Source organism: Pseudomonas sp. GM78, assembly GCF_000282475.1.
Lineage (GTDB): Bacteria > Pseudomonadota > Gammaproteobacteria > Pseudomonadales > Pseudomonadaceae > Aquipseudomonas.
Genome location: NZ_AKJF01000064.1, coordinates 48,657 through 74,506 on the forward strand (window position 1 = coordinate 48,657; position 25,850 = coordinate 74,506).

The window sequence follows — 25,850 nt, forward strand, 5'->3', positions numbered from 1 at the left end:
ATGTCCAGGAACGGTCCTTTCGCCCTGTTGTTTCATACCCTGGTGGTGCTGTTCATGCTCGCGCCGCTGGTGGTGGTGTGCCTGGTGGCCTTCACCCCGGAGAACACCCTGAGCCTGCCCACCACCGAGTTTTCCCTGCGCTGGTTCCGCGCGGTGTTCGAGCGCGCCGATTTTGTCGATGCGTTCTACAACAGCCTGATCCTGGCGTTCAGCGCAGCGACCCTGGCGACCCTGGTTGCGGTGCCGGCGGCACTGGCAATCACCCGTTTCGAATTTCCCGGCCGGGATTTTCTCAACGGCCTGTTCCTGTCGCCGATCATCATTCCGCACCTGGTGCTGGGTGTGGCGCTGTTGCGTCTGTTCGCCTTGCTGGGGGTCAACGGCAGTTTCGCCTGGCTGATCTTCGCCCATGTGCTGGTGATCACGCCGTACGTGCTGCGCCTGGTGCTGGCCTCGGCCATCGGCCTGGACCGCAGCGCCGAGCACGCCGCGCAATCCCTCGGTGCCGGGCGCTTCACGCTGTTCCGCCAGATCACCTTGCCGATGATCCTGCCGGGGGTGGCCGGTGGCTGGCTGCTGGCGTTCATCAACAGTTTCGATGAGGTCACGCTGTCGATCTTCGTCACCTCGCCGGCCACGCAAACCTTGCCGGTGCGCATGTACGTGTACGCCACCGAATCGATCGATCCGATGATGGCGGCGGTGTCGGCGCTGGTCATTGCGCTGACCGCCGTCACCATGATTCTGCTTGACCGGGTCTATGGCCTGGATCGGGTTCTAGTGGGCAAACAATGAGGGCGCCATGGCTCTGCTGAAACGACTGGCCGAAGGCGACCGCCCGGCCCTGGACTTCACCCTCGACGGGCAACCGGCCAGCGGCCTGCTCGGCGACACCCTGTTGACGGCGGTGCTGAGCTGCGACGAACACCTGCGCGGCAGTGACTTCAGCGCCGAACCCCGCGCCGGGTTTTGCCTGATGGGCGCCTGCCAGGATTGCTGGGTGCGCCTGGGCGATGGGCGTCGGGTGCGTGCGTGCTCGACGCTGCTTGAAGCCGGGCAGAACATCAGCCGCGAACCGGGGCGCTCGATATGAACATCCATTCAAACTGCAGAAACCAAATCCCCTGTGGGAGCGAGCCTGCTCGCGATGACGGCGAAACATTCAACAGATGTGGTGGCCGACAGATCGCTATCGCGAGCAGGCTCGCTCCCACAGGGGTTCAGCGGCGTTCACATATGAGGTGCGCATGAAGCCTGTGGTCATCATCGGCGCCGGCCCCGCCGGTATTCGAGCCGCACAAACCCTGGTCGCCCACGGTGTGCGTCCGGTGCTGGTGGACGAATCCGCACGCGGTGGCGGGCAGATCTATCGACGCCAGCCGGACAACTTCAAGCGCTCGCCGGTCAAGCTGTATGGCTTTGAAGCGCGCAAGGCCAGCGCCCTGCACCAGACCCTCGACGAGCTGCGCGAGCAGATCGATTACCGTCCCGACACCCTGGTGTGGAACGCCGAGGACGGTGCCCTCGACACCTTGCACGATGGGCGTGCCGCGCGGCTGGAGTTTTCCCGGGTGATCGTCGCCACCGGCGCCACCGACCGAGTTCTGCCGGTGCCGGGTTGGACCCTGCCCGGCGTCTACAGCCTTGGCGCGGCGCAGATCGCCCTGAAGTTCCAGGGCTGCGCCATTGGCGAGCGCGTGGTGTTCGCCGGCAGTGGTCCGCTGCTGTACCTGGTCGCCTATCAATACGCCAAGGCTGGCGCCAACGTGGTCGCGGTGCTCGACAGCTCGCCCTTCAGCGCCCAGGCCCGTGCCCTGCCCGGCCTGCTGGCGCAACCGGGCACGTTGGCCAAAGGCATCTATTACCGAGGCTGGCTGACCGCACATGGCATCCCGGTGCATCAGGGCGCGACCTTGAATCGCATTGATGGCCAGCGACGTGTGCAGTCGCTGACGTGGTCCAATGCCAAAGGCCAACACCGGTTGGACTGCGACGCCGTCGCCTTCGCCCACGGCCTGCGCAGTGAAACCCAACTCGCCGACCTGCTCGGCTGCGAATTCGCCTGGAACCCGCTCAACCGCGCCTGGCTACCCACCCGTGACCCTGCCGGCCGCAGCAGTGTCGCCGAGGTGTACCTGGCCGGTGACGGTGCCGGCATCATGGGCGCCGACGCCGCGGAAATGGCCGGTGAGCGCGCCGCCCTGGCATTGCTTGAAGACATCGGTTACCTGATCCCCTCGCAACGGCCCACACAGCTTGAACAGGCGCTGGAACGTATCGGTGATTTTCGTCAGGGGCTGGAGCGTGCCTTTGCCTTTCCCGAACACTGGGCTGCGGATGTCGCCGATGACGTCATGGTCTGTCGCTGCGAAGAAGTCCGCGCGGGAGATATTCGCCAGGTGGTGCGCGAGGGCCACTGGGAAATCAATCGGGTCAAGGCCCATTGCCGGGTCGGCATGGGTCGCTGTCAGGGCCGGATGTGTGGTGCTGCGGCGGCGGAAATCATTGCCTGTCAAAGTCAGCGCGCCGTGTCCGACATCGGCCGGCTGCGGGCCCAGGCACCGATCAAGCCGCTGCCTTTTGGCCTGGAGATAGGAGCATGATCGAAGTCGATGCAGTGATCATTGGCGGCGGCATCGTCGGGGCTTCGGCGGCGCTGTTTCTTGGCAAGGCCGGGCGCCGCGTGGCGTTGCTGGAGCGGGACTTTTGCGGGTCGCATTCCAGCGGTGTCAACTACGGCGGCGTACGTCGCCAAGGCCGTCCACTGTCGCAGTTGCCGCTGTCGCAACGTTCCCACGCCATTTGGGCGCAACTGCCACAGTTGATCGGCATCGACGGTGAGTACCAACGCAGCGGCCACCTCAAGCTCGCTCGCAGCCTCGACGATTTACGCGCCCTGCAAAACTATGAAGTCAGCAGCCAGGGCTTCGGCCTCGAGTTGCAGGTACTTGATCGTAAGGAGTTGCGCGCACGTTTCCCCTGGGTCGGCGATGTCGCGGTGGGCGCTTCCTATTGCCCCGATGACGGGCACGCCAACCCACGGCTGGTCTCCCCGGCGTTCGCCCGGGCCGCACGGCACCACGGCGCGCAGGTGCATGAGCAATGCGCGGTCACCGCTGTGGACCACGACGGCCAGCGCTTTCGCGTACGCACGCAAACCGGTCTGGAGCTGCACGCGCCCTGGCTGTTGAACTGCGCCGGAGCCTGGGCCGGCAGCCTGGCCGCGCAGTTCGGCGAGCCGGTGCCGATGCATTCCGGGCACCCGGCAATGCTGGTCACCGAGCCCTTGCCACTGGTGATGGATGCCAGCACCGGCGTCGAGGGCGGCGGCATCTATGCGCGTCAGGTGGCACGCGGTAATTGCGTGCTGGGTGGCGGCCAGGGCTTTGCCCTTGACGATGCCCGCGCCCGCCCCGGTCAAGGCGCTGTATTGGAGATCCTGCGCCAGGCCGTCGAGCTCTACCCGTTTCTTGAGGGCGCCCAGGCGATTCGCACCTGGAGCGGCACTGAAGGTTACCTGCCCGACCGCCAGCCGGTGATCGGGCACAGCCGTACCCAGCCTGGTCTGTTGCATGCGTTCGGCTTTGCCGGCGCCGGTTTCCAGATCGGCCCGGCGGTGGGCCAGGCGCTCACCGAGATCATCTGTAGCGGCGCGTCAAAGACGCCGCTGGATGCGTTTTCCATCACCCGGTTTCACTCCATCTCCGTAGCTTGATAGAGGAAGGTCGCGCCAATGAATAACATCAAACGCAGTGCACTGTTCTCCTGCCTGGGCGCCCTGCTCACGGTGACCCAGGCCCATGCCGAGCAGACGCTTTACCTGGGCATGAACGGTGGCACCATGGAGCGGCTCTACGCCGACAAGGTGCTGCCGGCCTTCGAGAAGGCCAACAACGTCAAGGTCGTCATCGTACCGGGCACCTCCGCCGATATCCTGGCCAAGGTCCAGGCCAGCAAGGGCAACCCGCAGATGCACGTGATGTTCCTCGACGACGGCATCATGTACCGCGCCATCGCCATGGGCCTGTGCGACAAGCTCGAGGACAGCCCGACCCTGGCGCAGATCCCGGCCAAGGGCCGGATCAAGGACCAAGCGGTGGCCGTCAGCCTCGGCGTCACCGGGCTGGCCTACAACACGCGCCTGTTCAAGGACAAAGGCTGGAGTGCACCGACCTCGTGGATGGACATGGCCGATCCGCGTTTCAAGGACAAACTGGTGTTCCAGTCGATGGCCTCCTCCACCTTCGGCCTGCATGGCTTCCTGATGTTCAACCGGATCCAGGGCGGCAGCGAAACCGACGTCGACCCCGGCTTCAAGGCCTGGCCGAACACCGTCGGGCGTAACGTGCTGGAGTACATTCCAAGCTCGGCGAAGATCTCTGAAATGCTGCAGACTGACGAAGCGGCGCTGTTCCCGCTGACGCCGACCCAGGTCACCGCCCTGAAGCTCAAGGGCATGCCGGTGGAATACGCGCAGCCGAAAGAAGGCGCGGTGGTGCTCAACGTGGCCGAATGCGCCATCGCCAACAACACCCAACCGGAACTGGCGCAGAAACTTGCCGCGTTCCTGCTGACACCGGACGCTCAGGCTACTGCACTTGAGGACGGCGACCAGATTCCTTCCAACCCCAATACCCCGACCACCGACCGTACCCGTGGCCAGGTCGAAGCGATGAAGCAGTACCTGGAGACGGCGATCGCGGTGGACTGGGACCAGGTCAACGAACAACGCCCGGCATGGAATGCCCGTTGGAACCGGAGCATCGAACGGTAGGCGTCTAACCCAACCTAAACCCCCGTAGGAGCTGCCGCAGGCTGCGATCTTTTGATCTTTAAAAAGCAACATCAAAAGATCGCAGCCTGCGGCAGCTCCTACAGGGAAGGTGGCCTGGTCAGAAATCCCGCTTATAGAAGATATCCAACGAACTGGCCACGCCACCAGCCGCTTCAAGGTAGACCTTCTTGCTCAGCTTGTAGCGCAAGGCAATGGTGTTGGCCGGTTCGAACACACCGACGCCATAACGCAGGCTGAGCTTCTCCGAAAGGTTGCCGCTGGCGACCACGCTGGTGGCGTTGCCACTGCCCTCGGTGTCGAGCTGGAAATCATCGATCCCCAGATTCTTCGCCAGGCTGCCGGTCACTCCGGAGCTGCCCATCAGGCCCAGGCCGAGCGCGGCCTGGGCGAGCATGTTGTTGTCTTCACCGTTGGTACTCAGCGGACGCCCCAGCACCAGATAGGACAACGCCTGTTCCTGGGCCAGGGCCGGTTCCGAGAAAATCTGCGTGGTCGGTTGCTCGGCGCTGCCACTCAAGCGGATGCCGGCGATCACATCGTCGGTCTGGCGAATCGCTTCGATGTCCAGGTAGGGCTGGTCGATGGGACCTGCGAACAGCAACCGCGCCCGGCGCACCGTCAGCCGCTGGCCGTAGGCGCGGTACCGGCCGTCGTTGAGCCATAGCTCACCACGGGTGTCCATGTTGTCACCGATGTGCACATGCCCCTGCACTTTGGCGGTCAGGCCAAACCCGGCAAAGCTCAGCTGGTCTTCGCCGACCACCACATCGATGTCCATTTTCATCGCCAGGGGCGGTTTGCCCTCCTCGGTTTGCTGCCCGACGATCACCGTGTCATCGGACACTTTTACCGTCGATGGCGGCAACTCGCGAATGGTGATGTCCCCCTTGGGCACCCATACTTTGCCAGCGATGGCCAGTTCATCACCCTTCATCGAGATTTTCAGGTCCGGCGCCACTTCGACCTTGGCGTAAGGTTCGACGCTGACCGGCAACTGCGAGCCCTTGAGCGCCAGGTCCACCACCAGCGCCTGGCCCCAGGCGATGTTGCCGTTGAGGCTGCCCTGCCCGGTCTTGCCGCTTTTCCAGCCGCCGTTGAGCTGCACGGATTCACCGGCGATCAGCGCCTGCAATTGCAGCGCTTGAATCTCCATCGGCAACTCGGCACCGGACACCTCGCCGTCGCTGAGCAACAGATTGCCATTGACCTGCGGCGCGAGCAGGCCACCGGCAATCGTGCCGCTGCCATTCAAGCGACCGGACAGTTTCTCGACCATGGGTACAAACGGCCGCGCCACTGACAGATCCAGGCCATTCAAGCGGAATGTACCGGTCAGCGGCTTGTTCTTCGGCAGCGGGTTGATCTGTGCCTGCACGTTCAATTCGCCGAGCTTGCCGCCGACGAAATTCAGCTCGCTATCGATGCGCTTGGGCGTCAGCTGGCTGGTGAGTTTCAGGGTCTGGTACGGAAAGTCCAGCCACTGATCTTTCTCGCGCACGCGCAACGTGCCGCCGCTGGCATCGATGCTGATCACACCATTCGGGCCGCTGGCCGGCAGGTCCAGTTGCACGTCGGCGTTGAGCCGGCCTTGCCAGGCGAAATCCTTCGGAAGCCACTGTGCAAGGCTGTCGATAGGGAACTGCTTGAGGTGATAACGCAGCTTCGGCTCGGGCATCAGGCGCTGGTCTTCACCGCACAGACTGGCCGGGCCAGACGCCCAGCAATGGGCGCCGAAATTGATTTTTCCGTCCGCCAGGCGTTCCAGCTTAGCCGGCCCTTGCAGCTTCCAGTCCTGGCCACCGGCCTGGATATCGCCGCTGGCCAGGCGCCCGCGCCAGTTGCCCTTGTCCAGTGCACCGTCGAGTCCGAGCGCGAGCTTGAGCTTGGGCCCTTGCAGGTCGAGGTTCAGCTTCTGGTTCCTGATGTCGCCCTGCCCGCTGGCGGTCAGCGTGCCCAGCGAGGTATCGCCCGCCTGGATACCGCTGCCCTTGAGGTCGATTTTCGCCCGTTGCGCGCTGTCGAGTGTCGCATCCAGGTTCAGGCTTTGCAGGCGATTGTCCTGGAAAGCCAGTTGCGTGCCCTGCAACCCGAGCTTGCCTTGCGGTGCCTTGAGCGTGCCGGCGACATCGACCCGGCCATTGACCTGGCCGCGCAATTGCGGCCAGAGCTGGGCCAGGCGCAGCAGCTTGATGTCGATCTGCCCGGTGAGTTTTTGTTGCAGGCTGCCCTTGCCATTGATGCTGTTGTCGCCGAGGCGAATCTGCAGGGCATTCAGATTCCATTGCTCGCCACTGCCATCAGCCTTGGCTTGCAGGACGGCCGGCTGGCCACGCAGCTTGCCTTTCAGATCCAGGTCGGCGCTCAGGCTGAGCTTTTCGTTCTTCATCTCGCCTTTGCTGCGCAACGGTCCGGCCAGGGTACCCGGCAGTTCCGCGACCCAGTACGCCGGGTCGATCGCAGAAAGATCCAGCGCGGTGTCCCAGGCGATGCCGTCGGCGAATTGCAGGTTCAGGTGCCCTTCGGCCTTGCCCTGCCCGGCGACCAGCTGGATCTGTTGCAGGTAGATTTTCGTCAGGTCGCCGGCGAACGGGCTGGTCAGGCTGAACGCCCCGGCCGGGCCATCCAGCGCGGCATCGAAGTGACCCAGGTATTTGCCGTCGGTGTAGGAGACATCACTATTGAAGCTGCGCAGGGCCACTTGGGGTTCGTCGATCAGCGGATAGAGACGGTGCCACGGGAAATCCAGCCAGGCGATTTTGGCATCAGCGCTCAGGCCCTTGCTCCAGTCCAGTTGGCCGGTGAGCTTGAGGCTTTGCTTGTCGTTGGCGGTCAGGTCCAGGGCGGCGATCTGCGCGCCGTTGGCGTCGACCTTGCCTTGCAGCGCCAGCGCGACCGGGCCTTGCTCGGCCGGCAGCGTGGCCTTGCCGGCTAGTTGATAACCATTTTTCAGGTCACCGGCACCCGTCAGTTCAAGCTGATTGAGCGTCAGGGTGTCGGGTAAATCGGCGCTGGGTTTGAAGCCGTCAGCGGTGATGCGCAGCGTGGCCGGCAGGTTTTCCACCAGGGGTTGCAGCTGGCCGGTCAGTTGCCCATTGAGATAGCCGCTGCTGTCGGCTTTCAGGTTCAGGGTCTTGAGCAGGTCGCCATCGACCTTCAACGCCAGCGCCCAAGGTCCGCTGCCAGGTGCCGGCAGGGTCAGCTTGCCTTCGGCCTTGAGCGGCCAGTTGCCTGTCGGTTGCAGCAGGCCGGACAGGTTCAGGCTCAGCTCATCGCGCTGCAATTGCACCGAGTCGATCTGCAAGCCGTTGGCAGTCCAGTGTGCCGCCAGTTGCAAGCCCTTGAGTTGTTCGCTGCCGTTGAACAGCAGGCTGCCAACCTGGATATCCCCCAGTTCGAGCGCCAGGGGCAGCTTCAAGTCAGGAAGACTGATCGGCCCACTGCTCTCTTCCTCCTCGCCGGGCGGCAATTGCAGGCTGACCCGATCTGCTTTTAATTGCTCAATGCACAAGGTCATGCGCGTCAGGCACAGCGGCGACCAGGCGAAGATGACTTTATCCAGTTCGACCCGACTGGTGTCTTGCTGCCACAACACATGGTTGGCGCTCCACTGTCCGCCCAGGCGCCCCTGGAAATTGTCCAGGCTCAAGCCCGGCACAAACCCGAGCGCCCAGCGACTGCCCGTTGCTGTGCCCAGCACCGTGGTCAGTATCAAGACCACCAGCAGCAACAGCGTCAGAACGGCCAGCAGTGTTATTTTCAAGCCACGCATCAGAGCTCAGGCCCCATGGAAAAGTGCAATCGAATACCGCCATCATCATCCAGCGCATGGGCCAGGTCGAGGCGGATCGGCCCCACCGGAGAGATCCAGCGCACGCCGATACCGACCCCGGTCTTGAGGTTCGGCAGCTCAAGTGTATTAAAGGAGTTGCCCTGGTCGACGAAGGTCGCCACACGCCATTTTTCCGCAACGGAATACTGGTATTCGGCGCTGGCGGTGACCATGTAGCGCCCACCGATGCGGTCACCCTGGTTGTTTTCCGGGGACAGGCTCTGGTAGTCGTAGCCACGCACACTCTGGTCGCCACCGGCGAAGAAGCGCAACGACGGCGGTATCGACTTGTAGCCGTTGGTGGCGCTGCCGCCGACCTGAACCCGACCGAGCAAGCGATGCTTGTCGAACACCGTGGTCAGGCCTTTGACCAGCGCGGTGCCGTACAGCAGGTTGTTATCGGACCCCAGGCCTTCCTTGGCGACCTTGCTTTCGAACTGCAGGCGATAACCGTTGTGCGGGTCGATGCGGTTGTCGCTTTTGAGGTACGAATAGCTCACACCGGGCATCAGCAGCGTACTGAGGCCGGAGTCGTCGCCGAGGCGGTATTCCTCGCGTTGCCACTTGAGCGACACCACCCGTTGCCAGCCGCTGGGCAACTTGCTGTGCCACTCAGGGCCGACGGTCAGCAACTTGCTGAGGCTGTCCTTGTCGGCGATTTCTTCCTTCTGGTAACCACCGGCGAAGCGCAATTTGTCGGTCAGCGGCGGGTCCAGGGGAATGTCGTAGAACAAGCCGACGTTTTGCCGCGGCGCCGAGATTTCGGTCTCCCAGCCATAACTGTGACCCTGAGGGTTGACCCAGTGCCGGGTCCAGTTGGCCTTGACCCGCGGGCCGACGTCGGTGGAATAACCCAGGCCCAGGCCCATGGTGCGTGGCTTGCGAGTCTCGAGCTTGACGTCCACCGGGATCACATCGTCCTTGGACGCGGTCGGCGCCGCGTCGACCCGCACGCCTTCGAAATAGCCGCTCGATTGCAGCGCCTGGTTGAGTTCGGCGATCAGTTCGGAGTCATACGGCGTGCCGGCCTTGAACGGCACCATGCGTTGCAGCAGGTCTTCGTCGAACGGCGTGTCACCTTCGAAACTGACCTTGCCCAGCGAATAGCGCGGGCCGCTGTCGTAGATCAGCTCGATATCGGCCACGCCGGCCCGCGGGTCGACCGACAACTTCTGGCGGGTAAAGTGGCCACTGAAAAAACCATAGCGCGAGGCCTGGTTCTGGATCAGGCGCTTTGCATCTTCATATTGACCGTGATTGAGGACCGCACCGGTTTGCAGGGCCTTGCTTTTGGGCACACGAAAGGCTTTGAGGCTGGCCGCCGGGCCGTCGACACGGATTGTGATATTGCGCAAACGCACCGGCTCGCCGGGCTCGATGGTCAATATCAGGCGCGGCGTCTTGCCGGCCTTTACCTCACTGTCGATCTGCGGCTGGTAGTAACCCAAGGCCTGGGCGGCCTTGCGCGCCTGCTCCTCGGCGCCACGACTGAAGCGCAGCAAGGCTTCTTCGTCACGATCGCCGAGACTGCCGATATAGCCCTCTATATTGGCCTTCAGTGCATCGTTGGACGGTTTGATCCGCACATCCAATTCACTTTGCGCCAGTGCTGCGCAGCTGGTAATCAGCATCAGCACGCCACTGGTAATTCTTCCTGGAAACTTCATAGGCGCGGATGCTATCACGAGCGTGGAGCGTGATAGAGCCTGGCTTGCACAGAAAGTTCGACCTCAAGCTGTTGCTGTATGTAATACCTGCGGATTGGCGTGAAAAAACACGTGCTCGCGAATCGGCCCCACGGCCACCTCACCGATTTCCTCATAGCCCTGGCGCTTGTAGAAGTCGAGATAACGAGGGTTGCCGGTGTCGAGAATCACACCTTGGGAGTTTTCATCCACCGCGCACCAGTTATGCACCGCCTGCAGCAACTGCTCACCAAAATGCTTGCCCTGGAATTGCGGGTGAACCCCCAGCAACGGCAGCACGTGCACCGAGTCGTTTGGCACGCAGGCAGCGACGGCGTCGTGATATTCAAGGTAGCGGCGGGTGCAGCGAAAACCGGTACTGAGCACCATGCGCAGGCGCCAGGCCCAACTTTCAGTCACCCCCAGGCGCCGCTGCGGCGGCGCGATCAGGGCGATGCCGATCAGCCGGTCATTGACCAGCAAGCCGATGGCCGGCAACTCCTGGAAAAAGTGCTGCTTGACCAACTCGCGCACGGTGGCACGCACCCGTTGCTCATAGCCGGGACGCTCGGCTTCGAACAGGTAGCTGAACGTCGGCTCATGGCGATAGGCCTGGTACAGCAGCGAGCGGGCTTCACGGGAGTAGCCACTGTCGAGCATGTGGATATCGGCAATGGCGGTCGAGGTTTCGGGCATGACGGTAAATCTCCCCGGGGCGCCGCTCACAACGGTGGCGCTCTTGTTGGTACGAGCCTCTGGGTGCGGGCACAGTTCCTTGTTGATTTCAAAACAGCGGTTTTGCTGGGCCTACCAAGGTATAGACCAACTTCGGGCTGAGTTAAACAAGTCGCAACCTGTAGGAGCCAGGCTTGCCGGCGAAGGCGTCCTGAGGTGCGCCCCGCCAATGCTGGCGACGAAGCGAAAAGCGCTGACCTGACACCCACCGTACTAGCAGTTCTGATAGTAGGCAGAACCTGAAAACTAGCCGATGCTCACATTACAGTTTCTTGAGCCTTGCCCGGAGATCAGGCAATGACAACTACACGGCTTCAAACAGTATTGTGTCAGTACCGCTACGATGCGCTGGATCGCTCCATCACCTGGACGCCAGACCGGCAAGCCGGACTCCAGCGTTTTTTCTGCAAAGACCGTCTGGCCACGGAAATCCACAACGCTGCGCAGCGCAGCATCTTCCAGCACGACGACCAGGTGTTGGCGCAACAAAATCGTTGGGGCGATAACGTGGACACCACGCTGCTGGCAACCGATCACCAACGTTCAGTGTTGAACGCGGTGGACTCGACCCAGGCTCATCGTATTGCCTACACGCCTTATGGGCATCGGCCGATTGGGAACGGTTTGTTGAGCCTGCTCGGGTTTAACGGTGAACGGCCCGACCTGGTGACTGGGCATTATCATTTGGGCAATGGGTATCGGCAGTTCAATCCGGTGTTGATGCGATTTAATAGCCCGGATGTGTTGAGTCCGTTTGGGAAAGGTGGGGTTAATGCTTATGCGTACTGTGGGAACGATCCGATAAACTGGACGGATCCAAATGGTAGTTTTCGGCTTTTCGGGATAGGGAAGAAAAGCATTTCAACTACAAACGCCGCCAATAAAGCCAACAAAATAGACACCCATGCGAAAAACCATTTCAATGAAGGCGAACTGAACCAGGCACTAAAAATCGATAAATACAATAGCAAGTCAATAGAGAAAATCGCTAACAAACTCGATAATTATATAATGAATGCGAGGCACCACCTTGAAACAACAAAAAAAGCCCTAAACGGCACATTAGACAAAGGTAAAACCCAAGCAGACCTCAGGGGTATCGGCAATGAAATCAAAGTACCCTTCATTAATACCACCGAAAGACTTATAAAAAACGCTGAAGCTCTCCTTTTAACTCCCCCCTCCAATCCAACCCTTAGAGTTAAGCAACAATACGAACTCTTCAAACAAATTGCTCCGCATTATTCTGCAGTGAAAGACCACATCCCAAATATAACTACCATTCTCAAAGAAAATTTACTAGAAGTTCGCAAGACCTGAAAGTGCATACATATTAAAAGCAAAAGTGGGGCAGATAGCCGGTGATCTTCATGCGCACGATCAGGATTGCGGTCGAGTTGTAGGCGCGAAGCTCGTTTGCGATAGCCGTCCGGCTTGAAATGATGAGTGCGGACTGAGACAACGCTATCGCGAGCAAGCTTTGCTACAGAGAGTAGGCTACTGGCACCAACAGCTAGCCCCACGCCGGCATGTCAGCTAGCATCGCCCTTTTGCCAGGACTGCCGACCATGAAGATCGTCTCCTTCAACATCAACGGGCTGCGCGCTCGCCCGCATCAGCTGGCGGCGCTGATCGAAAAGCATCAACCCGATGTGATCGGGTTGCAGGAAACCAAGGTCCATGACGACCAGTTTCCACTCGATGAAATCAAGGCCCTGGGCTACCACGTGTATTTCCATGGGCAGAAGGGTCACTACGGCGTCGCCCTGCTTTCTCGCCAGGAGCCGCTGGCCCTGCACAAAGGCTTCGCCACCGATGAAGAAGACGCGCAGCGCCGCTTCATCTGGGGCACCTTTGCCGACGCCAATGGCGTGCCCGTGACCATCATGAACGGTTACTTCCCACAGGGTGAAAGCCGCGACCACCCGACCAAGTTCCCGGCCAAGCAACGCTTCTACAGCGACCTGCAGGCGCTGCTGGAAAGCCAGTTCAAGAACGACCAGCCACTGGTGGTGATGGGCGACGTGAACATTTCCCCGGAAGACTGCGACATCGGCATCGGCCCGGACAACATGAAACGCTGGCTGAAGACCGGTAAGTGCAGCTTCCTGCCGGAAGAGCGCGAGTGGATGGGCCGGCTGAAGAACTGGGGCCTGGTGGACAGCTTCCGCCACCTCAACCCGGATGCTGCCGATCGCTTCAGCTGGTTCGACTACCGCAGCCGCGGATTCGAAGACGAACCCAAGCGCGGGCTGCGGATCGACCTGATCCTGGCGTCCCACGCCCTGCTGCCACGGATCAAGGACGCGGGCGTGGACTACGAACTGCGCGGCATGGAAAAACCTTCGGATCATGCGCCGATCTGGTTGGAGTTGAGTTAAGAAACCGCAGCCTGATGATCGTTCCCACGCTCTGCGTGGGAACGATCAACGATCAGCCACCCTCGCCCCTACAGGGCTGTCATCTTTCGGAAATCTTTCTGACTTATTCTCCCGGCTCTTCCCTTGGTCTTGAAAGGTGCCGGCATGTCGCTGCGCGGGTGGTTCCTGTTGATCCTCTGTGCCGGGCTGCCGTTGTCGGTAGCGGCCAGCGCCTTGCCGATTCCCGGGCAAGGCCCGGTGCTGCGTATCCAGGGTTCCAACACCATTGGCGCGGCACTGGGGCCGGCGCTGGTCGAGGGCCTGATGAAAAAGCAGGGGCTGCTCAAGGTGCACCGCGAAGCGACGGAGCAGCCCAACGAGTCACGTATCGTCGGTGAAACCGAACAAGGCCGCAGGGTTGAAGTGGAGCTGGCGGCCCACGGCTCCAGTACCGGCTTCACCGCGCTAAAAGCGGCAAGTGCCGATCTCGCCGCCTCCTCCAGGCCGATCAAGGACAGCGAGCTGGTCAGCCTGCAAGCATTGGGCGACCTGAAAAGCGCCGCCGCCGAACAGGTCATCGCCATCGACGGGCTGGCAATCATCCTGCATCCGCAAAATCCGTTGCACACACTCGACACGGTGCAGCTGGCGCGTATTTTCAGTGGCGAGGTGAAAACCTGGGAAGAGATCGGCGGCCACGGCGGAGCCATCCATCTTTATGCGCGCGATGATCAGTCCGGCACCTACGACACCTTCAGGGAGTTGGTGCTCGGCGGTCATGGCAAAACCCTGAGCGGCAGCGCAAGACGTTTCGAGTCCAGCGAACAATTGTCCGACGCTGTCAGCCAGGACCCGCACGGCATCGGCTTTATCGGCCTGCCCTACGTGCGCTCGGCCAAGGCCGTGGCGATTGCCGACGGCCAGTCCATGGCCATGCTGCCGCTCAACAGCCTGATTGCCACGGAAGATTACCCGCTGTCCCGGCGCCTGTTCTTTTACCTGCCACCCAAGCGCAACAACCCTTGGGCCGAAGCACTGGTGGCCTTCGCGCAAAGCCGGCAGGGCCAGGCGATCGTCGCGGCCAATGGCTTCATCGCCCAGACGATCCAGGCCATGACGGTTTCGCCGAATGCGTTGATGCCCGAGGGCTACCAGGCACTGAGCCGCCACGCCATGCGCCTGACGGTGAACTTTCGCTTCGAAGAAGGCAGCGCCAGCCTGGACAACAAGGCCCGCCAGGACCTGTCACGGGTGCTCGACTATATGAAGCAGCACGACAAGACCGATCGCCAGGTAACGCTGGTCGGGTTCGGCGATGCCAAGCTCGATCCGGCGCGCGCCGACCTGCTTTCAAAGCTGCGGGCCATGGCGGTGCGCCGCGAACTGGTGAAAAGTGGCGTGGTACTGCGTGACATTCGCGGTTTCGGCGCCGAGATGCCGGTGGCGGCCAACAGCGAGGATGAGGGGCGGATCCGCAATCGGCGGGTCGAGGTCTGGGTTCATTGAATCTGTCGGGCCAGGTCGTTCAGACCTGGCCCGAAACGACTTCAGCCGAGCAGTTTTTCCAGTTGCGCAACGGTATCGACGGCGCCCATGGTTTTGGCGGCGTCCAGCGCGGTAATGCCGTTGGCGTCCTTGGCTTTCGGGTCGGCACCCTTGCCGATCAGGTAGTCGACGACTTCGACGCGGTTGAACATCGCGGCCATCATCAACGCGGTACGGCCGTCGAAGGACGAACCCTCGACCTGCGCGCCCCCTTCGACCAGGGCCTTGATCACAGCCAGGTCGCCCTTGAAGGCCGCGCCGGCAATCGGGCTCTGGCCGTTGTCATTGCGGATTTCCGGATCCGCCTTGTGTTCGAGCAGGACTTTTACCGTGTCCACGTGGCCGTGGTAGGCGGCCAGCATCAGCAAGGTGTCGCCCTTGTGATTGCGCAGGTTCGGCGGCAGGCCCTTGCTCAGCAGCGCAGCCATCATGGCCGCATCACCCTCGCGCGCCTTGTTGAAGACCTGTTCGGCAAACTCGGCGGCTTCTTCCGGGGTCATCTGGCGGCTTTTGTCTGACATTGAACGCTCCACTTTCAGTTTTTCGCAAAGTCGACAGTTTCCCGAGGGTGCTCGCCACTGTCACTTGTTTTTTCTGATTCGCGGCCATAGCCCTTTTCAATAACGATGCTTGCCGCCCTGGATGTCCGCCAGCACCTGCCCGGTGACCTGCACGTAGGTCTCGGTGCCCGGCAGCCAGGCGTAGATCGGGTCATCGCCAGTCCGGCCGGGGTCGAAGGCTTCGTCCTTGAGCCGGGTCTTCTGGTATTTGAAGGTCCCGGTGATGTCCATTTTCACTTTCACCCGCAGGAACAGCGGCACCGCGTAGGCCGGCAGGTGTTGCCGGACGAAAGCCAGCAACTCGCCGAAGTCCAGGGTCGCCAGGGATTCCGCGGGTGTGATCGCGGCCATCCCGGCACGGCCGTTGGTGTTGCGCACCTCCACGCCATAGGCCACCGCCTCGGAAATGTTCGGGTGCTGCAGCAGGATGTTCTCGACTTCGGTGGTCGACACGTTTTCCCCCTTCCAGCGGAAGGTGTCGCCCAGGCGATCGACAAACTGCGCATGACCGAACCCGATGTTGCGCAACAGGTCGCCGGTGTTGAGGTAGCGATCGCCCTTGACGAACACGTCGTGCAGCACGACTTTTTCGGTGTTGTGCGGATCGGTGTAACCATCGAGCGGCGCCTTGTCGTCGATCCGGGCCAGCAGCAACCCCTGCTCGCCCTTGCCGACCTTGCGCATGAAACCATTGGTGCCACGCAGCGGCGCACCGCTGTCGTGGTCATAGGCCGCCAACTCCCAGGACATCAGGGAAAAGCCCACGGTGTTGTCGAAATTGAGGATGTTGGTGAAACCGATATTGCCGTCACTGGCGGCATACAGCTCGCAGATGTGCTGGACTGCGAAGCGCGTCTTGAATTCGCCCCATGCCCCGGGACGCAAACCGTTGCCGATCATCTTGGTCACGCCGTGCTGGCTGTCGTCGGCACTGGGAGGCTGGTCGACCAGGTAGCGGCACAATTCACCGACATAGCCGAGGGTGGTCGCCCGGTATTTGCGCACATCGCTCCAGAACTGGCTGGCGCTGAATTTACGGCGGATGGCGAACCCCGACGCCCCGCTGATGGCCGAGCCCCAGCACACGCACAGGCCGGTGGCGTGATACAGCGGCAACGTGCAGTAGACGGTGTCCTCGGGGCGCATATCCAGTGCGATCATGCCGAAGCTTGCGTAACTGCGCATCCAGCGCCCGTGCTTGAAAACCCCGGCCTTGGGCAAGCCGGTGGTGCCCGAGGTATAGAGGTAGAAACAAGGATCGTCGAAATAGATCTGCTGGCTGCTGGCGGGATTGTCGCTGCAGGCGTCGACGCTGGCCGTCATCAGGTTGACGAACCCGTCGGGCGCGATGCCGGGGTGGCTGTAGGTGTCCTGATCGGCGACGAACCAGGTACGCGCCCTCTCGATCGACACCCGTTCGCGCACCGCCAGGTAGGCCGGTACCAATTCCGCGCCGACGACAATGGCTGCGGGGGTCACCAGGTTCAGGCTATGGGCCAGGGCATCGCGGGTTTGCGAGGTATTGAGCAAGGCACTGATGGCGCCGACCTTGGCCAGGGCCAGGAGGGTCACCAGCAATTCCGGGCGATTCTCGATGAAAACCGCCACCACGTCGCCCTTGCCGATGCCTTGCTCAATCAGGTGATGGGCGATGCGATTAGCCCAGCGGTTGACCTGGGCGTAAGTCAGCTGCACCTCGCCGTACAGCAAGGCCGGGCCTTCGGGGTTGCGCAGGGTCGCTTGTTCGAAACTCCAGCCCAGGCCACACGTTTGGGCCGGATCCTTGACGTTGGCGACCTTCATGCCCTTGACCACACGAGGAATGGCTTTGGCAATGGAAGGCAGCTTGCGGAGCATCATGCCCCAGGTGATCGAGTCGTGCTGCGTGCGGCGCATGGCTGTTCCCGTGGGCTCTTCTTATTGTCGGGCGGCGTTGATCGACCCCGAAAATACGTCAACGGTTCTGCAGCTGTACACGCGGTTTTTGAAATGTTTTGTATCCGCGACACCGACGTTTGAAATCGTGAGCGCGCGCACGCCAAATGGTTCCATCGAAACGCCGACGACCACGCAAAATGCAGGATGCACGATAGCCATTCATGCAGATTGCACGAAAGCGAAAATCGACAAAAATCGTATGTAATTGTTTTATATAAGATTTTTTAAGAGAGCAATACTGGCACAATCACTGCAACAGCTTCCCCATGCTTGCCATTCAAAGAGCTAACGGAGCTGACAGACATGAGCCTGATCCAAGAAAAATTTTCCTCCTTGTTCTCCAACTTCGACGTGACCACCCAGGATCGACCTGACGGCGGCATCCTGCTCACCTTGCGCTGCGAAGGTAAGGAATTCAAACGCTCGATTTCCTATCAGCAGCTGCACAATGGCGACCAACTGTCGTGGGTCATCAGCGCCATTCGCCGCGATCTGGCGGAACAGGCCAGCGAATTGCCGCAAATTTCCCTGCTGCAAAGCCAGCAGCGCTTTGCCCTGCCGACCTATCATTCGCTGTAAGTGTCGCGCCGCGGTAAACCATCAGGCCGAGCAAGCTTGCGCTTCACGGCCTGAGTTGTGTGTGTGCTGTTCAGCAGTCATCCATCCCCGGGAATCGAGCAGCACTGTCGTCGCCGGTGAAATGGGCCACCCGAGGCTGGCTCCCACACAGGCGAATCGCAACCACGAAGGGCTGTTCACCGATATCCAGCCACTGCCGGGTGCCCGCCGGCAGCACCATCAGGTCGCCTTTCTCGCACAGCACGGCGTAAACGTAATCGTCGATGTGTACCGACAACAATGCACTGCCTGAGGCTAAAAGCATGATTTCGGCTTCGTCCTGGCGGTGCTCGGCGAAGAAGCTCGCGCGTATCGACTCTTTTTGCGGGTGATCGCGGTCAAGGCTGATCACATCCAACGCGCGCAACCCGTGCCCGGTCATCAGCGAGTCGATGGGCGCCTGGCAGGCGCTGATGACGTCTTCGTGGCTGGCACCAGGGCGGATCTTCGTCTCGGCCTGCCAACGGTCGAAGCGTACGCCCTGCTCGGCGAGAGTCGAGGCAATGTCTTCGAAATGAGTCAGCACCTTGTTGGGTACGTCGGGACTGGAAACGTGATAAACGGACAGGCTGCTCATCAGGACAACTCCTTAAGGGTTCAAGGGGGAGGAGCGCGTGTCCTCTTGCATTCGTGTGGCAATGATAACGGCTGCCGCCAGCGCTGCGAGGCTGGCAATACTAAAGGTTAAGGGCGCGCCAAGGGCCGTCCAGCTGTAGCCGGAATATAACGCGCCCATTGCGCCACCGGTGCCGGCCAGTGCGGCGTACAACGCCTGGCCCTGCCCTTGCTGGCGTGGGCCGAAACTGCGCTGCACGAACTGGATGGCCGCGGCGTGAAAGCTGCCGAACGTCGCCGCGTGCAGCACCTGGGCAAACAACAACACCCAGAGGAATTCGGCCAGCGAACCGAGCAACAGCCAACGCAACGCCGCCAGCAGAAAACTCGCCAGCAGCACGCGCCGTACCGAGAACCGCGCGAGGATCCGGCTCATGGCCATGAACATCAGCACTTCAGCGACCACGCCGACGGCCCAGAGCATGCCGATCACGCCCCGGCTGTAGCCCAGCCGTTCAAGGTGCAGGGTGAGAAAGGTGTAATAAGGCCCGTGGCTCATCTGCATCAACGCCACGCAGGCGTAGAACGCCAACACCCCGGGGCTGCGCAGTTGCGCGAGGAATCCTTCGCCGGCCAATCGCTCGCCCTGCACCGGTTGGGCGTTCGGTACCCACAGGCTGCTGAGCACAATCGCGGCCATGATCAGCACCAGCGCTGCGGGGTAGATGTCCAGGCTGAGCCATTCGAACAGGCGCCCGAGCGCGACCACGGTGATGATGAACCCGATCGAGCCCCACAGGCGAATCTGGCTGTAGCGCGAGGCCTGGCCTTGCAGGTGCGCCAGGGTAATGACTTCGAACTGCGGCAGCACCGCGTGCCAGAAGAAGGCGTGCAAGGCCATGACCATCGCCAGCCAGGCATAGGTCTGGCTGACGAAAATCAGCGAAAACGTGAGCAATGTGCACACGGCGCCCAAGCGCACGATAGCCAGACGCCGCCCAGTGTAGTCGCCGAGCCAGCCCCAGAGGTTCGGCGCCACGCAACGCATCAGCATCGGGATGGCCACCAACTCGCCGATGCGCGCCGCGGAGAATCCCAGGTGATCGAAGTACAGCGCCAGAAAAGGCGCTGTCGAACCGAGCAAGGCGAAATAGAACAGATAAAAGCTGGACAGCCGCCAGTACGGGAGCGCCGTCACCGTTGGCTTAGATCTGGCCCAGCACCGGCGTGCTCACACGCACATCGGCGTTCTGGCCACGGTGACGCAGCAAGTGGTCCATCAGCACGATGGCCATCATCGCTTCGGCGATCGGCGTGGCGCGGATGCCGACGCACGGGTCGTGTCGGCCCTTGGTGATGACGTCCACCGGGTTGCCATGGATATCGATGGAACGGCCCGGCGTGGTGATGCTGGACGTTGGCTTCAACGCCAGGTGCGCGACGATCGGCTGACCGGAAGAAATGCCGCCGAGAATGCCGCCCGCGTTGTTGCTGAGGAAACCTTCCGGCGTCATCTCATCGCGATGCTCGGTGCCGCGCTGGGCGACGCTGGCGAAACCGGCGCCGATTTCCACGCCCTTGACTGCGTTGATGCTCATCAGCGCATGGGCCAGTTCTGCATCGAGACGGTCGAAAATCGGCTCGCCCAGGCCCGGCATCACGCCTTCGGCGACCACGGTGATCTTCGCGCCAACCGAATCCTGGTCGCGGCGCAGCTGATCCATATAGGCTTCCAGCTCCGGCACTTTGTCTGGATCGGGGCTGAAAAACGCGTTCTGCTCCACCGAATCCCAGGTCTTGAACGGAATTTCGATCGGGCCGAGCTGGCTCATGTAGCCGCGAATGACGATGCCCTGGGTCGCCAGGTACTTCTTGGCAATCGCGCCGGCCGCCACGCGCATCGCGGTTTCCCGGGCCGAGCTGCGGCCGCCGCCGCGATAATCACGCTCGCCGTATTTGTGGTGGTAGGTGTAGTCGGCATGGGCCGGACGGAACAAATCCTTGATCGCCGAGTAGTCCTTGGACTTCTGGTCGGTATTGCGGATCAGCAGGCCGATGGCGCAGCCAGTAGTGCGACCCTCGAATACGCCCGAGAGGATTTCGACTTCGTCGGCTTCCTGGCGCTGGGTGGTGTGGCGGCTGGTGCCGGGCTTGCGGCGATCCAGGTCGCGCTGCAGATCCTCCAGGGAAATCTCCAGCCCCGGCGGGCAGCCATCGACAATGGCGACCAACGCCGGGCCATGGCTTTCGCCAGCGGTGGTGACAGTGAACAGCTTGCCGTAGGTATTGCCGGACATGCAGGACGCTCCGTGAAATGAACCTTAATACGTAATGCGCGCCAGTATACGCAGGCTATCCAACTAGTTCATCCTCGAACCTTATGGGTGTGTGTGAGTCCAACCGGCACCTTGATGATGATGGCGTGACAATGCTGCGAGTTCTAGCCTTGAGCCTTACCCTGATTTCCGGCTTCGCCCAGGCCACCGTCCTGCAACGGCCGATTACCCTGGACACTGGCACCGGCGAGCTTTTCGGCTCGATGCTGCTGCCTAAATCCGACACGCCGGTGCCGGTGGTCCTGATCATTTCCGGCTCTGGCCCGACCGATCGTGACGGCAACAACCCCGAAGGCGGGCGCAATGACAGCCTCAAGCGCCTGGCCTGGGTGCTGGCCAAACACAACATCGCCAGCGTGCGCTACGACAAGCGCGGCGTGGCGGCGAGCCTGGCGGCCACCCCTGACGAACGTAACCTGTCGGTGGAGGCCTATGTGGCCGACACTGAAGCCTGGGGCCGAAAACTCAAGACCGACCCGCGCTTCAGCCAGCTGATCCTGCTGGGCCACAGCGAAGGCGCCTTGATCGCCAGCCTCGCGGCGCCCAGCGTCGATGCGGCGGCGGTGATTTCCATGTCCGGCAGCGCCCGGCCGATCGACCAGGTCCTGCGCCAGCAGCTGGGCAATCGCCTGCCTCCCCCGCTGATGCAGCGCAGCAATGAGCTGCTCGACAGCCTCAAGGCCGGGAAAACCGACGACAACGTGCCACCGCAACTGCAGGTGATTTTCCGCCCGAGTGTGCAGCCGTACCTGATCTCCCTGTTCCGCCAGGACCCTGCCGCAGCGTTCGCGAAGCTGAAAATGCCGGCGCTGATCATCCAGGGCAGCAATGACATCCAGGTCGGGGTCAATGACGCCCGGTTGCTCAAGGCGGCCAAACCGGACGCTGAACTGGCCCTGATCGAAGGCATGAACCACGTCATGCGCATCGTGCCCAACGACGTCAAACGCCAGCTGGCCTCCTACAAGGATCCGAATTTGCCACTGGCGGCGGAACTGGGCACGCGCATCCTCGGATTCATTGACGGGCTTCGTTCCAGTTAATTTGCGCTCCAGTCTTGTCGAAAACGGCCGATAAGCCTTTGTCGCCAGCGTACTGGCTGGCGGCACGTTGAGCTTGGACAGGATCTCGCCGTTATGACCGATACCCAGACTTCACCCGACACCACCGCTGAAAAGGACGTACCGCCAGCGGTCGAGCTGCCCTGGGCGGACGTTCACGTCGAGCACCACAAGATGCTCCGCCTTGCACCATTGCAGACCGACCGCCATACCGGTGGTCGTCCTTTGCGTTTTGTCGAATTCGGCTACGCCGAACGCAACGACAAGTTGCGCAGCCTGATGCGCATGACCATCTCCCTGCCCGGCCAGCGCGTGCGCAAGGAACAGAATCATCTGGACGTGTGGGTCGATCACGCCGAAAAACGCGTGCATTTCGGACCCGACAGCGGCCTGCAAATCGAACCGCTGAACCGTGGCATCGGCCGCTTCATGGCCGCCCAGGGCATCAACTGGGCGAAGAAAAGATGGCCTGGCTACACCGTCGACGGCACCGACCTCAACAACAAGGACGCGCTGAACGAAGACACGCGCCTGCGCCGCGATCATTTTTTGCGCGTGCACGGCTTCGACGTGGTCTATGCCGACGCCCAGCATTTGAAGGGCAGCGTCCAGGAAGTGCGGGTCGGCGACCTGCTGAGTGACTGGAACACGGAAAAACTGCAAGTCGTGGAAATTCTTGAAGCCGCGCAGATGCTCCAGCAAGCCGAGCAGAACCTGGCCGAGCAGGAAGTCAAACTCAAGAAACACGAGGAGAAAGTCAGCAAATACAAGCGTGAAGACGCCGGTTTGCGCTTCACCATTACCTGTTTGGTGGCGTTTGCGGTGTTTCAGGCGGGGTTGCTGATCTGGATTGCGACGCACCGTTGAAGGCTTGAAACCCGGGTGCGACTATTCGCGAGCAGGCTCGCTCCCACATTGGATCTGCGTCGTTCACAAATCCCCTGTGGGAGCGAGCCTGCTCGCGAAGCTTTTGACGTTTATACGCGGGAGACGAACAGGGCCTGATGATCCCGGCACTGCTCGGCCGTCAACATGAACACGCCATGCCCGCCACGCTCGAATTCCAGCCAAGCGAAATCGACTTCCGGGTACAACGCCTCGACGTGCACCTGGCTGTTGCCCACCTCGACAATCAACAGGCCCTTCTCCGTCAGGTGATCCGCCGCTTCGGCGAGCATGCGGCGCACCAGGTTCAGGCCGTCATCACCGCAGGCCAGGCCCAGTTCCGGTTCGTGCTGGTATTCGTCCGGCATGTCGGCGAAGTCCTCGGCATCCACGTACGGCGGGTTCGACACGATCAGGTCGAAACGCTGCCCCGGCAAACCATCGAAACCATCGCCCTGCACGGTGTAGACGCGCTCGTCGACGCCGTGGCGCTCGATGTTCTGGTTCGCCACCTCCAGCGCTTCGAACGACAGGTCGGCCAGCACCACTTCAGCGTTCTGGAACTCGTAGGCGCAGGCGATACCGATGCAGCCGGAGCCGGTGCACAGGTCGAGAATCCGCGCAGGCTCGGTGCCCAGCCACGGTGTGAAACGGTTTTCGATCAGCTCGCCAATCGGTGAGCGCGGGATCAGCACGCGCTCATCGACGATGAACGACATGCCGCAGAACCAGGCTTCACCCAGCAGGTAGGCGGTCGGCACACGCTCTTCGATGCGGCGCTTGAGCAGCTGTTGCAGGTGGGCCAGCTCGTCTTCTTCCAGATTGCAGTCCAGGTAACTGTCGGAAATTTCCCACGGCAAGTGCAGTGCACCCAACACCAGTTGACGGGCTTCGTCCCAGGCGTTGTCGGTGCCATGGCCGAAAAACAGATCCTCCCCATGGAAGCGGCTGACGGCCCAACGGATATGGTCACGCAGGGTACGAAGGCGGGAAGTGATCACGACGGTAAACTCCAGAAAAATCGACGGGCGATTCTACCAGTCAAACGACGTCACGACGACGCAGGAAAAACACCGGGGTAAATGTAGGATTCTTCTGGATTTTTCACTGGCTATTGAACAAAACTCAATACTTGACAACGCTGCACGCCAGTAACGACGGTGCCTACGATGGTAGCGATTCACAGAAGCGCTCAGCCAGAGGACAATGTCGCAAAAGCCCCACTCGAAGGAGCCCCAGAATGTCCGTTCCACAAACGATGTTTCAACTCAGCGGCCGCGGTTATGCAGCAGCCAAACTGAGTCATGCGACCCTGATCATCATCGATGCCCAGAAAGAGTACCTCAGCGGTCCCCTGGCCCTGAGCGGCATGGATGCGGCGGTTGCGAACATCAAGAAATTGGTGACTGCCGCCCGCGCGGCTGGCCGGCCGATCGTGCATGTCAGCCATCTTGGCACCGTCGGTGGGCTGTTTGACCCCCGCGGCGAGCGCGGCCAGTTCATTCCCGGGCTGGAGCCGCTGGCCGGTGAAATCAAGATCGAGAAAATCCTGCCGAGTGCGTTCCATGGCACGGACCTGAAAAAACGCCTGGAAGACCTGGGCTCGGTGGACCTGGTGGTGTGTGGCTTCATGAGCCATTCCAGTGTCAGCACCACCGTGCGTGCGGCAAAGAACCTGGGGTTCCGCTGCACCCTGGTGGAAGACGCCTGCGCCACCCGTGATCTGCCGTACAAAGGCGGCGTCCTGAGCGCCGAGCACGTGCAGCAGACCGAAATGGCGATCATGGCGGACAACTTTGCCGCCCTCGCCCTGACCAACGACCTGGTCTGATCGGCGGCTCATGAGCGGTCTAGACCGCCGCTCATCCGCAAAAGCCTCTCATATGCCGTAAATGTCTTAGCCTCAGGAACATCCCGGTCAACTTCCGGTCGAAGGGCCGATACCCATTGAGGAAGGTCGGAATGAAGTTATCCGATGGTTTTGACGCTCGCCGTTTGCGGCCCAAAGGCCAGAGCAACTGGCGTTTTAGAATCGGCGCAGCTTTTGCTGCCTTGCTGGCGACCAGCGGCGTGCTGCTGGCGATGGCCGGTGCCGCCAGCCTGTTCGGCCACGCTCCGGCCTTGGGCGAGTTGAACACCAACCGCGCGGGCGCTGCAGTGATTCTGGTCATCGGCCTGTTCGTGCTGTACCTGGGCATATGGCTGTGGCGTCGTTGCCGCCGCCGCTCGCGCCAGTCGAACGCGCTGAACATCTCCCCGCACCTGATGAAAAAACACGACTAAGCGCAAGTCGCCGTCCAGCGCCTTGCGTTTTCTCGCGCCCGATTCGCCTGGAGTTGGGTAAACTGGCCGCCCTTCGCGGAGGCTGACATGCAAGACGACGATTTTTCCCTGTTCAAAAGTGCGATCCAAGGCGTCAAGCCGATCAAGCACGATCGCGCCGAAACCGGCAAACCCAAGGCTGACCGCGCGCAGATCGCCAAGTTGCGCCAAGCCGCCACCGTGCGCACCGATGCCACCACCGTTGACGGGCTGTCCGATCAGTTCGTCATCGACGTCGGCCCGGAAGACGAACTGATGTGGGCGCGCGACGGTGTGCAGGAAAGCCAAATGCGCAAGCTCAAGATCGGGCAGATCCCGTTCGAAGGCAGCCTTGACCTGCACGGCATGAGCGTGGAAAAGGCCCGGGAAACCCTCTGGGCGTTCCTCGCCGAAGCGACCAAATTCGAAATCCGCTGCGTGCGCGTCACCCACGGCAAGGCCGTGCGCCTGGACGGCAAGCGGCCGATGATCAAAAGCCACGTCAACACCTGGCTGCGCCAGCATCCACAGGTACTTGGCTTCACTTCGTGCCAAGCCAGGCATGGCGGTGCCGGAGCCGTTTATGTGATGCTCAAACGGACCATGATGGAAGGTCGCGACGAGTAAACCTGATGCGCCGCGCTTGC

23 protein-coding genes are annotated in these 25,850 nt (G+C 61.5%); 14 read left to right on the forward strand and 9 right to left on the reverse strand.

Features of this window, described 5'->3' with window-relative positions; translation table 11 throughout:
• The 5 genes from PMI35_RS22645 (at position 1) to PMI35_RS22625 (ending at position 4,774) form a co-directional block, all read left to right on the forward strand.
• Complete coding sequence (locus tag PMI35_RS22645) at positions 1-795, forward strand: ABC transporter permease (protein WP_008057238.1); 795 nt, start codon at positions 1-3, stop codon at positions 793-795.
• 7 nt (positions 796-802) lie between these two features.
• A complete protein-coding gene (locus tag PMI35_RS22640; RefSeq protein WP_008057245.1) occupies positions 803-1,093 on the forward strand; it encodes a (2Fe-2S)-binding protein in 291 nt (96 codons plus the stop codon).
• Positions 1,094-1,247: 154 nt separating this feature from the next.
• Positions 1,248-2,603, forward strand: a complete 1,356-nt coding sequence (locus PMI35_RS22635; protein ID WP_008057246.1) for an FAD/NAD(P)-dependent oxidoreductase — start codon at positions 1,248-1,250, stop codon at positions 2,601-2,603.
• On the forward strand, positions 2,600-3,715 hold the full coding sequence (locus PMI35_RS22630) for an NAD(P)/FAD-dependent oxidoreductase (protein ID WP_008057247.1): 1,116 nt from the start codon (positions 2,600-2,602) through the stop codon (positions 3,713-3,715). The genes PMI35_RS22635 and PMI35_RS22630 overlap by 4 nt, the downstream gene beginning before the upstream one ends.
• A gap of 18 nt (positions 3,716-3,733) precedes the next feature.
• Entirely contained in the window at positions 3,734-4,774 is a 1,041-nt protein-coding gene (locus PMI35_RS22625; protein ID WP_008057248.1) for an ABC transporter substrate-binding protein, read from the forward strand.
• Between the two features lie 118 nt (positions 4,775-4,892).
• Here PMI35_RS22625 and PMI35_RS22620 read toward each other — a convergent pair whose 3' ends face one another.
• The 3 genes from PMI35_RS22620 to PMI35_RS22610 form a co-directional block, all read right to left on the reverse strand.
• A complete protein-coding gene (locus PMI35_RS22620; RefSeq protein ID WP_032831471.1) occupies positions 4,893-8,567 on the reverse strand; it encodes a translocation/assembly module TamB domain-containing protein in 3,675 nt (1,224 codons plus the stop codon).
• On the reverse strand, positions 8,564-10,291 hold the full coding sequence (locus PMI35_RS22615) for an autotransporter assembly complex protein TamA (protein ID WP_008057250.1): 1,728 nt from the start codon (positions 10,289-10,291) through the stop codon (positions 8,564-8,566). The genes PMI35_RS22620 and PMI35_RS22615 overlap by 4 nt, the downstream gene beginning before the upstream one ends.
• 63 nt (positions 10,292-10,354) lie before the next feature.
• A complete protein-coding gene (locus tag PMI35_RS22610; RefSeq protein WP_008057251.1) occupies positions 10,355-11,005 on the reverse strand; it encodes a GNAT family N-acetyltransferase in 651 nt (216 codons plus the stop codon).
• 336 nt (positions 11,006-11,341) lie between these two features.
• Between PMI35_RS22610 and PMI35_RS33270 the strand changes: the two genes are divergently transcribed.
• From PMI35_RS33270 to PMI35_RS22600, 3 genes are all read left to right on the forward strand, one after another.
• Positions 11,342-12,364 carry an RHS repeat-associated core domain-containing protein gene (locus PMI35_RS33270; RefSeq protein ID WP_008057252.1) on the forward strand — a complete coding sequence of 341 codons (1,023 nt, stop codon included), beginning with the start codon at positions 11,342-11,344 and terminating at the stop codon, positions 12,362-12,364.
• Positions 12,365-12,612: 248 nt separating this feature from the next.
• Positions 12,613-13,425 (forward strand): exodeoxyribonuclease III, encoded by an 813-nt coding sequence (xthA, locus tag PMI35_RS22605; protein WP_008057253.1) that lies wholly within the window; start codon positions 12,613-12,615, stop codon positions 13,423-13,425.
• A gap of 144 nt (positions 13,426-13,569) precedes the next feature.
• Positions 13,570-14,910, forward strand: a complete 1,341-nt coding sequence (locus PMI35_RS22600) for a phosphate ABC transporter substrate-binding/OmpA family protein (protein WP_008057256.1) — start codon at positions 13,570-13,572, stop codon at positions 14,908-14,910.
• A gap of 41 nt (positions 14,911-14,951) precedes the next feature.
• On the opposite strand, the gene PMI35_RS22595 is transcribed toward PMI35_RS22600, so the two are convergent.
• Together PMI35_RS22595 and PMI35_RS22590 are read right to left on the reverse strand one after the other, a co-directional pair.
• A complete protein-coding gene (locus PMI35_RS22595) occupies positions 14,952-15,470 on the reverse strand; it encodes an ankyrin repeat domain-containing protein (RefSeq protein WP_008057258.1) in 519 nt (172 codons plus the stop codon).
• 96 nt (positions 15,471-15,566) lie between these two features.
• On the reverse strand, positions 15,567-17,405 hold the full coding sequence (locus PMI35_RS22590) for a long-chain-acyl-CoA synthetase (RefSeq protein ID WP_008057259.1): 1,839 nt from the start codon (positions 17,403-17,405) through the stop codon (positions 15,567-15,569).
• A gap of 345 nt (positions 17,406-17,750) precedes the next feature.
• Between PMI35_RS22590 and PMI35_RS22585 the strand changes: the two genes are divergently transcribed.
• Positions 17,751-18,026, forward strand: a complete 276-nt coding sequence (locus PMI35_RS22585; protein ID WP_008057261.1) for a DUF3509 domain-containing protein — start codon at positions 17,751-17,753, stop codon at positions 18,024-18,026.
• Between the two features lie 70 nt (positions 18,027-18,096).
• Here PMI35_RS22585 and PMI35_RS22580 read toward each other — a convergent pair whose 3' ends face one another.
• Genes PMI35_RS22580 through aroC form a run of 3 tightly spaced genes read right to left on the reverse strand, consistent with a single transcriptional unit; the run spans position 18,097 to position 20,917 of the window.
• Entirely contained in the window at positions 18,097-18,642 is a 546-nt protein-coding gene (locus PMI35_RS22580) for an acireductone dioxygenase (RefSeq protein WP_008057263.1), read from the reverse strand.
• 12 nt (positions 18,643-18,654) lie between these two features.
• Positions 18,655-19,818, reverse strand: coding sequence for an MFS transporter (locus PMI35_RS22575; protein ID WP_008057265.1), 1,164 nt, complete (start codon positions 19,816-19,818; stop codon positions 18,655-18,657).
• A 7-nt stretch (positions 19,819-19,825) separates the two neighbouring features.
• Positions 19,826-20,917, reverse strand: coding sequence for a chorismate synthase (aroC, locus tag PMI35_RS22570; protein ID WP_008057266.1), 1,092 nt, complete (start codon positions 20,915-20,917; stop codon positions 19,826-19,828).
• An 83-nt stretch (positions 20,918-21,000) separates the two neighbouring features.
• Here aroC and PMI35_RS22565 point away from each other — a divergent pair, with 83 nt between their 5' ends.
• Both PMI35_RS22565 and PMI35_RS22560 read left to right on the forward strand, forming a co-directional pair.
• Positions 21,001-21,999 carry an alpha/beta hydrolase gene (locus tag PMI35_RS22565; protein WP_008057268.1) on the forward strand — a complete coding sequence of 333 codons (999 nt, stop codon included), beginning with the start codon at positions 21,001-21,003 and terminating at the stop codon, positions 21,997-21,999.
• 93 nt (positions 22,000-22,092) lie between these two features.
• Entirely contained in the window at positions 22,093-22,884 is a 792-nt protein-coding gene (locus PMI35_RS22560; protein WP_008057269.1) for a hypothetical protein, read from the forward strand.
• A gap of 110 nt (positions 22,885-22,994) precedes the next feature.
• On the opposite strand, the gene prmB is transcribed toward PMI35_RS22560, so the two are convergent.
• Positions 22,995-23,903, reverse strand: coding sequence for a 50S ribosomal protein L3 N(5)-glutamine methyltransferase (gene prmB / locus PMI35_RS22555; RefSeq protein ID WP_008057270.1), 909 nt, complete (start codon positions 23,901-23,903; stop codon positions 22,995-22,997).
• 239 nt (positions 23,904-24,142) lie between these two features.
• Between prmB and PMI35_RS22550 the strand changes: the two genes are divergently transcribed.
• The 3 genes from PMI35_RS22550 to PMI35_RS22540 all read left to right on the forward strand — a co-directional run bounded on the left by PMI35_RS22550 (position 24,143) and on the right by PMI35_RS22540 (position 25,830).
• On the forward strand, positions 24,143-24,733 hold the full coding sequence (locus tag PMI35_RS22550) for a cysteine hydrolase family protein (protein WP_008057272.1): 591 nt from the start codon (positions 24,143-24,145) through the stop codon (positions 24,731-24,733).
• Positions 24,734-24,864: 131 nt separating this feature from the next.
• Positions 24,865-25,185 carry a hypothetical protein gene (locus PMI35_RS22545; protein ID WP_008057273.1) on the forward strand — a complete coding sequence of 107 codons (321 nt, stop codon included), beginning with the start codon at positions 24,865-24,867 and terminating at the stop codon, positions 25,183-25,185.
• Between the two features lie 87 nt (positions 25,186-25,272).
• Positions 25,273-25,830, forward strand: coding sequence for a Smr/MutS family protein (locus PMI35_RS22540; RefSeq protein WP_008057274.1), 558 nt, complete (start codon positions 25,273-25,275; stop codon positions 25,828-25,830).
• Positions 25,831-25,850 lie beyond the last annotated feature (20 nt).